1 protein-coding gene is annotated in these 1,040 nt (G+C 65.2%); it reads right to left on the bottom strand.

Annotated elements, in window-relative coordinates; all coding sequences use genetic code 11:
* Nucleotides 1–785, bottom strand: a 785-nt coding sequence (locus HMPREF0043_RS07195; protein WP_021602340.1) for an ABC transporter ATP-binding protein, incomplete at its 3' end; no start/stop codon positions are given.
* Between the last annotated feature and the right edge of the window lie 255 nt (nucleotides 786–1,040).

The following is a 1,040-nucleotide window of genomic DNA, read 5'->3' as shown; positions in this document are numbered from 1 at the left end:
AGGAGCACCGTCGCATCGCCGTAGACGGCGATGTCGCCCTGAACCCGCCACTTCCCGAGGTTCATGGCCGGAGAGCCGATGAAGCCGGCGACGAAGGCGTTGGCGGGCGTGGTGTACATCTCTGACGGCGTGCCGACCTGCTGGAGGAGGCCGTCCTTGAGCACCGCGATGCGGTCGCCCATCGTCAGCGCCTCGGTCTGGTCGTGAGTCACGTAGACGGTCGTGATCCCCAGCCTGCGCTGCAGCGAGGCGATTTGGGTGCGCGTCTGCACGCGCAGTTTGGCGTCGAGGTTGGACAGAGGCTCGTCCATGAGGAAGACGCGCGGCTCGCGGACGATCGCGCGGCCCATGGCCACGCGCTGGCGCTGGCCGCCCGAGAGGGCCTTCGGCTTGCGGCCCAGGTAGGGCGTCAAGTCCAGGATGCGAGCAGCCTCCTCGACCCGCTTGCGGATCTCGTCCTTCGGCACGCCCTGGATCTTCAGGGCGAAGCCCATGTTGTCCGCAACCGTCATGTGGGGGTAAAGCGCGTAGTTCTGGAACACCATGGCGATGTCCCGATCCTTCGGTGAGATGTCGGTGACGTCGTCGTCGCCGATGAAGATCCGCCCCTCGTTGACTTCCTCGAGCCCAGCGAGCATTCGCAAAGAGGTGGATTTGCCGCAGCCCGAAGGTCCGACGAGGACAAGGAACTCCCCGTCGTGGATGTCCAAGGAAAGCTGGTCTACCGCGGGTTTCTCGGAGCCCGGGTAGACGCGTGAGGCGTTCTCGAAAGTTACAGATGCCATTGCTGGTCCCTTCACCGGCAGGAACGTGCCGGACGGTCCGTGTGAAGAGTGCCGGGTCGTGTGTCGACTCTGACACGGGCACCGGGTGATGCCCGCGGGTAATTGTTTCACGGATTTTCAGCGGACGCTAGTGGAGGACTGAAATATTGCATAGATTTTGCGTCATCCCTTGCATAAGTCGGTATGCGGGCGGGCGGTTCCCGGCAGCGGCCGCGCGCTGCGCCGGGCGGCCGGCACGGCGCAGCCGGGCGGGGC

This window comes from Actinobaculum sp. oral taxon 183 str. F0552 (genome assembly GCF_000466165.1).
Classification (GTDB): Bacteria; Actinomycetota; Actinomycetes; order Actinomycetales; family Actinomycetaceae; genus Peptidiphaga.
The sequence above is the reverse complement of the archived record's forward strand: the minus strand, read 5'-3'. Positions and strand labels throughout refer to the sequence as shown.